This window comes from Aeromonas sp. (assembly GCF_050633025.1).
In the GTDB taxonomy this organism is placed as follows: Bacteria; Pseudomonadota; Gammaproteobacteria; order Enterobacterales; family Aeromonadaceae; genus Aeromonas.
Map to the genome: position 1 here is coordinate 1 of NZ_JBODRQ010000176.1, position 5,632 is coordinate 5,632.

Annotated in this window: 7 protein-coding genes; 4 read left to right on the forward strand and 3 right to left on the reverse strand. The window is 54.0% G+C overall.

The features are described 5' to 3' along the window. Positions 1 to 579 (forward strand): hypothetical protein (locus ACRAUW_RS16450; protein WP_431363143.1); only part of this gene is annotated, 579 nt, incomplete at its 5' end. 41 nt (positions 580 to 620) lie between these two features. Here the strand turns inward: ACRAUW_RS16450 and ACRAUW_RS16455 are convergent. Next, the gene (locus ACRAUW_RS16455) at positions 621 to 1,625 is read right to left on the reverse strand and encodes a Wadjet anti-phage system protein JetD domain-containing protein (protein ID WP_431363144.1); all 1,005 of its coding nucleotides are present in this window, start codon (positions 1,623 to 1,625) and stop codon (positions 621 to 623) included. 210 nt (positions 1,626 to 1,835) lie between these two features. Between ACRAUW_RS16455 and ACRAUW_RS16460 the strand changes: the two genes are divergently transcribed. The 3 genes from ACRAUW_RS16460 (at position 1,836) to ACRAUW_RS16470 (ending at position 4,684) form a co-directional block, all read left to right on the forward strand. Next, positions 1,836 to 3,077 carry an esterase/lipase family protein gene (locus ACRAUW_RS16460; RefSeq protein ID WP_431363145.1) on the forward strand — a complete coding sequence of 414 codons (1,242 nt, stop codon included), beginning with the start codon at positions 1,836 to 1,838 and terminating at the stop codon, positions 3,075 to 3,077. A gap of 478 nt (positions 3,078 to 3,555) precedes the next feature. Further along, positions 3,556 to 3,759: a hypothetical protein gene (locus ACRAUW_RS16465; protein WP_431363146.1), complete on the forward strand. Its 204-nt coding sequence runs from the start codon at positions 3,556 to 3,558 to the stop codon at positions 3,757 to 3,759. 298 nt (positions 3,760 to 4,057) lie between these two features. Continuing rightward, positions 4,058 to 4,684 carry a heme-binding beta-barrel domain-containing protein gene (locus ACRAUW_RS16470; protein ID WP_431363147.1) on the forward strand — a complete coding sequence of 209 codons (627 nt, stop codon included), beginning with the start codon at positions 4,058 to 4,060 and terminating at the stop codon, positions 4,682 to 4,684. 35 nt (positions 4,685 to 4,719) lie between these two features. On the opposite strand, the gene ACRAUW_RS16475 is transcribed toward ACRAUW_RS16470, so the two are convergent. Together ACRAUW_RS16475 and ACRAUW_RS16480 are read right to left on the reverse strand one after the other, a co-directional pair. Then, on the reverse strand, positions 4,720 to 5,247 hold the full coding sequence (locus ACRAUW_RS16475) for a DUF6979 family protein (RefSeq protein WP_431363148.1): 528 nt from the start codon (positions 5,245 to 5,247) through the stop codon (positions 4,720 to 4,722). Between the two features lie 181 nt (positions 5,248 to 5,428). After that, positions 5,429 to 5,632 (reverse strand): hypothetical protein (locus ACRAUW_RS16480; protein WP_431363149.1); only part of this gene is annotated, 204 nt, incomplete at its 5' end.

Consider the following 5,632-nt stretch of genomic DNA (forward strand, 5'->3'; position numbering starts at 1 on the left):
GCTCTGCTCATCACCCTGACCCTGCTCGGCATCACACCGGCACACGCTATTAATGCCAAATATGCCGAGCAGCTGGAGCGATCCGGCTGTACCCAGGTTACCGAGGCTCAGGGTTGTGACATTCACAAAACCAAAGCGGAAAATGCCAAAGCGGGATTTGGCGCAACGGCCCCGGCTGCGAATGGTGGTCTGAATCTCAGCTATGAGCAGAAGCTGGAGCGCTCGGGCTGCACTCAGGTGAGCGAGCTCAATGGCTGCGATATCAACAAAACCAAGGCTGAGAACGCGGCTGCCGGTGTTGGCAATGCTCCGGCTGCGGCAACCAGCGGCAGCCCCTATGCGGGCAACTGGATCGCCACCTTCCCCCAAACCGGCGCCACCGTGGCCAATATCCGCATCGATGGCAAGGATCAGGTGTGGGTCAACGACAAGAAGGTCAATGCCAAGAAATCCGATGGCGCGCTGGTGTTCAAGGATGGCATGGTCATCTACACCATTCAGGGGGATCGCCGCATCAAGGGTGAAGATGGCTGGGTCGATAACGATGCCGGCACCAAGGGGCCCATCAACGCCAAGTGAGCCGCTAACCACGAAATGACGGGGAGCGCGGGCTCCCCGTTTCAACCCTGATTGCCCATCGCGTCCAATGACCAGCTCCGCCAGTGAGGGGCCAGAATCAATACCTCCTGCTCCAGCCAAGTCCCGTCTGTGATCAGTTTCTCAAGCCAGGGAACGCCTGCCGACGTGCCATGACCACCGACCTGATCAGCCGGCTTCGTCACACGCCAGGGCACCTTGCCACTGTCCGTCGCAAAGGTGCGTACCGGACGGGCATAGTGCTCCAGATAAGGTTGCAGCTCACAGGGAAGCCAGAGCATGACCGGTCGATTTAGTTCACGCGCCAACTCGACGGCAATATCGATACCCCGTTGATCGAGATCGCCAAAATGGGCCCACGGCACGCCCGCAGGCAGCAGCGGGATCAGCTGTTTGGCCAGGGTAGTATTGCGACCGGGGGCAAACAGCAGCAGTTGCCCGGGTTGCAGCGGGTAGTCGACAAAGGCCCCCTTGTTCTCCACCGTAATGACCCGCGCCCCTTGCCAGCCGATGGCCGCCAGCGTGCCCAGAGTCCGCTCCGACAACGCCAACTCCCCCAGCAGCGCTATCATTGCCGTCATATCGTGCTGCTGACCGTGCCGATCGACCAGCGAGAGCGGTTCGAGGGTACGGATGCGGATCACCTCATCCTGCGTGAGCGACAATTCCGCAAGCTGTGGCGCGGCAAGGGATGCTGACCGCGAATGCTTGCTGTCCCCATGCCAGAGGGCATAAAAGCAGGCCTGATTGAGCCGTGCAGGCAAACTCACTCCCATTCGTTGCAGCAGCCCCCCCTTGTCCGGTTCGGGGGGCGCAGCCCGTGCCAGCTGCCCGAGCAAATAAGTCCGTCCCGCCTCGGTCAACGCATAAGGAGCACCACGGCGAACCGGCTTGATCCCGCCCACTGCCTGCAACAGATCCTTCAACTCGCGGCCATGCCGACTCTCAAGGGAGCAGCCCTTTCCGTTCTGGCTATCAAGCAACCGTGCACACAAATCCTGTACCCGCACCTCATCAAACAGCGACATCCTCACCTCTCCATGTGGCTTCATATGACAAAGTAGAGGTGATTTTCCCTGTCATTACCGTGACCGGCTTCGCAAGCGGTTCTTATCAGCCCCGCCATGCAGGCCCGTACTGGTAAACCTGCCACAAAGGGCGCAAGCTGGTTTGATATAGAGATACGCTGCGCTCTTCGCGGCACGACAACGCGACTCCCGCTTTCACAAGGGCTTGCCATGACCGACGCCACAGACCCCTCGCCATCATCTTCCTGGCATCTTTCGGATATCCGCGAGCTGGCGCACCTGCTGACTCTGGCGCTGCCCGCCGCGGTAGAGATCACCGAAGCGGTACATCAGGCGGTACTAAGCGGTATGGGGCTCAAGGGACGAGATGAGGGAAAAACAGCCGGGATCACCGGGCTGGTCTACAAGGGGGTACATGGCGCCACCAACAACCTAAGCAGCGGCCTCAACCAACTGCTCAGCCGCCTGCCAGCCACACCGCCGCCCCACCAGATCCCCGAAACCCCGAAACGTGCGGCCCTGATCGCCACGCTCAACGGCGTGTTGGGGGACAAGCTGGTCGAACACCACAATGCCCTCGCCACCCCCATGACCCTGCGCTATCAGGGGAAGCCCCTCGACTGGCAGGACATGCCGACAATACTGCCCCACGAGGGACGAGTGCTGTTGATGGTGCATGGCCTGTGCATGAACGATCTGCAGTGGCAGACCCTTTACCAGGGTGAACTGGTCAATCATGGGGAGCAGCTTGCCGCCGCGCTTGGCTATCAGCCTCTTTACGTGCGCTACAACTCGGGACTGCCCATCACACAGAACGGGCAACAACTTGCCCTGTTGCTGGAGCAGCTGTTCGCCCACTGGCCGGGAGACCTCAAAGAGATAACGATAATGGGCTACAGCATGGGGGGACTGGTTGCCCGCAGCGCCTGCCACCATGCCGGTGTGGCCGGGCTCATCTGGCCTGCGCACCTTGCCAATCTGATCTTTCTTGGCACACCACACCACGGCGCACCGCTGGAACACGCCGGGCACTGGCTGGAGCAGTTGCTGCCCGCCACCGCCTACAGCGAACCCTTCGTCAGGCTGGCACGGCTGCGCAGTGCAGGCATCAAGGATCTGCGCCATGGCAAGGTGATCGAGACGCTCGCCCCACCCGATCCCGCTGCGCCCTTGCGCGATCCCCGCGAGCCGCTTCCCCTTCCCTGTGGCGTCAACTGCTATGCCATTGCCGCGACCACTGCCGCCAAGCGCAGCCTGCTGGCTGATCGGCTGATTGGCGATGGACTGGTGCCGCTACGCAGCACCCTCGGTCAGCACAACGAAGCGCGCCATCTGCTGGCTTTTCTTCCTGCCCATATCCTGATTGTCTATCGCACCAGTCATATGGCCCTGCTCGGCAACCCGCAGGTGGGCCAGCAACTGCTGCGTTGGCTCAGCCCCTTGCAGTTATAGCGAGCTGGCTATTAAAGCAACAGAGTGCTGGTTCACAAAGGAGCCCTGTGGCACTCTGGGACGTCAAAGGGAAGACCCAGACTGACACCTCATGTGTCCCCACTGCAAAGGAGCGCCACCGATGGCCAAAGCAAGCAAGAAAGAGATCAAGAAGAAGATCGCCGCTCGTCTTGAGAAAATTGCCAAGCATGAAGGCAAGATCAAGAAGCTGAAGAAGGCCCTGAAGTAGGGCCCACCGCATAAGAAAAACCGCCAGCTGGCGGTTTTTTCATCTCCCTTTGCCCCTTTACCATCGTTTTGATACCGATGGCCTTGATGTAAATGCCTCAAGCGCACCTCAGCAGAACAACCCGACTGAAGCCACGCACGTTCTCATCGCTGATATTTGGTCTAACAGCGCCAATCGGGCGCCGCGCTCGCCCATGCAAGCAACTACCTTCAAGGGAGTGTTTGATATGAGCCAGCTGTGGAGCGCCATATGTACTCTTACACCCTCACCTTCAAGGAAGATGTCGATCGCCTGACCGCCCCCGAGCAGGAGATCACCTTGCGGAGCCCCGCTCAGGCGGGGGATTTTATTATCCTCTCCGACGGCAGCCGCCATCAGGTGATGTTTGTTACCCACCGCGCCCACTACAGCAGCCTCTATCTCGATAAAGGGGTCAGAGTGCCACAGAGTTAGTGGGGATCGCCTTCAATTGATGGGGCTGAGTGAAATATTCACGCCGTTGACATAATAATCATCGCATCATGTCAACATTCCTTTATCGTTACCACGATATACCTGAGGAAGCTCGATGAAAAAATACAATATTGTCTTATATCAAATTCAATTTATTTAGCCGCGAAAAAACAAATCATACCTCACAAAAACAAACTACAATCATTTAATATCATTGACCACATCCTTGGTTCGTTATAACAATTACTTTGCTGAACATATTTCTTCGCAAGTCATTATTAGTGGTGGAGTTATCACAATGAATAAAATTATCTTACCCATGGCACTAATTACCTGTGCCACGCTCGCTCACGCAGAGTCCAGTACTATTATCAATGGTCTGGATTTTGGTCCATTAGCTCAGTTGGCTGGCACATGGAAAAGCACCGATGCTGGTGGTGTAGATGTAGCACCCGGCCAGGAGGGTAGCAAAGTTGGCAAAGGGGGGCCGGCAGTGGAACCCTTTTACGAAATCATTACTTTTGAACCGGCTGCCGATGCTAAAAATGCCAGCGAACAATATCTGGTAGCCATGTATTACAAGCAGGAAGTATTCAGAAAAAGCGATAATGGGAAATTTCATGACCAACGCGGTTATCTGATTTATGACAAGACTAATCAGCTTGTTTACAACTCATACTGTATACCCCGTGCAGTCTGTGTGGTCACTGAAGGCAAAGCGGGTAACAAAATCGAGTTCAAGACGGGCAAGCGCGGTATTGCGGAAAGCAATTATATGACCATTAATGATTCCACCACTGATTTCTCGATGACTCTGGACTTCTCAGAGAAAGATCTCCTCAAATACAGTCAAACCACCAACCTGATGGTGTATGGCAAGCCATTCGCACACTCCGATAGTGCATCCTTGACCAGAACCAATTGATGTTTCATGCCAAGGTATTCATTACCTTGGCTTTGTTATATTCGTCGATAGTCTATCCTGATGGCATCCCTATCCCACTCGGGATTGAGCACACCGGCATACCAGAGTGTCAGAATGACATCCATCTGATTGTTATGCTTCACAAGCTTGCCGCTCTTACAGGCCGAGATCACCTCCTGCCATAACTGCTCGGGATTGATCGGTTTGGTAATATCCTTGTGTGACAATAAATCAATGGCAGCCAACACATATGTTCTGGTTTTGGTCGCAGCTACATAATGAACTGGCATTATGCAACTGATACAACCAAGACTGCAAAGAGTCAGAAAAGTTACCTTTGGATTATTTTTAAATTTCCCTGTACTGATATCATCACCAAATGCTTCAGCAATAGCCATATCCCAGGCGGTGACATGACCATAATTATTCTCTACCATCAGATGAACAGCTCTCAGCGCTGCACCACCGTATTTACCATAGATAATCATCACTAATTCCTCCGTTTGCCACATAGTAAGGCCAAACAGGCGAGACAGGCTAAAATAAATATCAATCACGACCATCGAGTTTTTCCATTGATAACAAATCCATTTTTAGTTGAATTAAATATTGATCCATATCAAGGTTATATCTTTATCTACCGAAAGGCTGACTGATCGATGTCAACCTCCCAATATCATTCATCAACATCTATTTTCGTGTATAAACAGGTTCACCCAACCTACAGGGCGGGAGCAGACTTTGTTAAATCAAGTAACAAATATAACATTTGATCGCAAAACACCCAATCGGTGAGTAAATAGCACTCAGTTTTACTTCGCGGTATGAGTGGTATTTATGCGCATAGCTGGCGTTTTGACCTGGTTGTTCATTTTTTAGGTTAGTGTGCTCTCGCCCTGGCCCAACTTGAGAGCTGGCGATACTTGTTAAAATGGCGTCATCAAATAC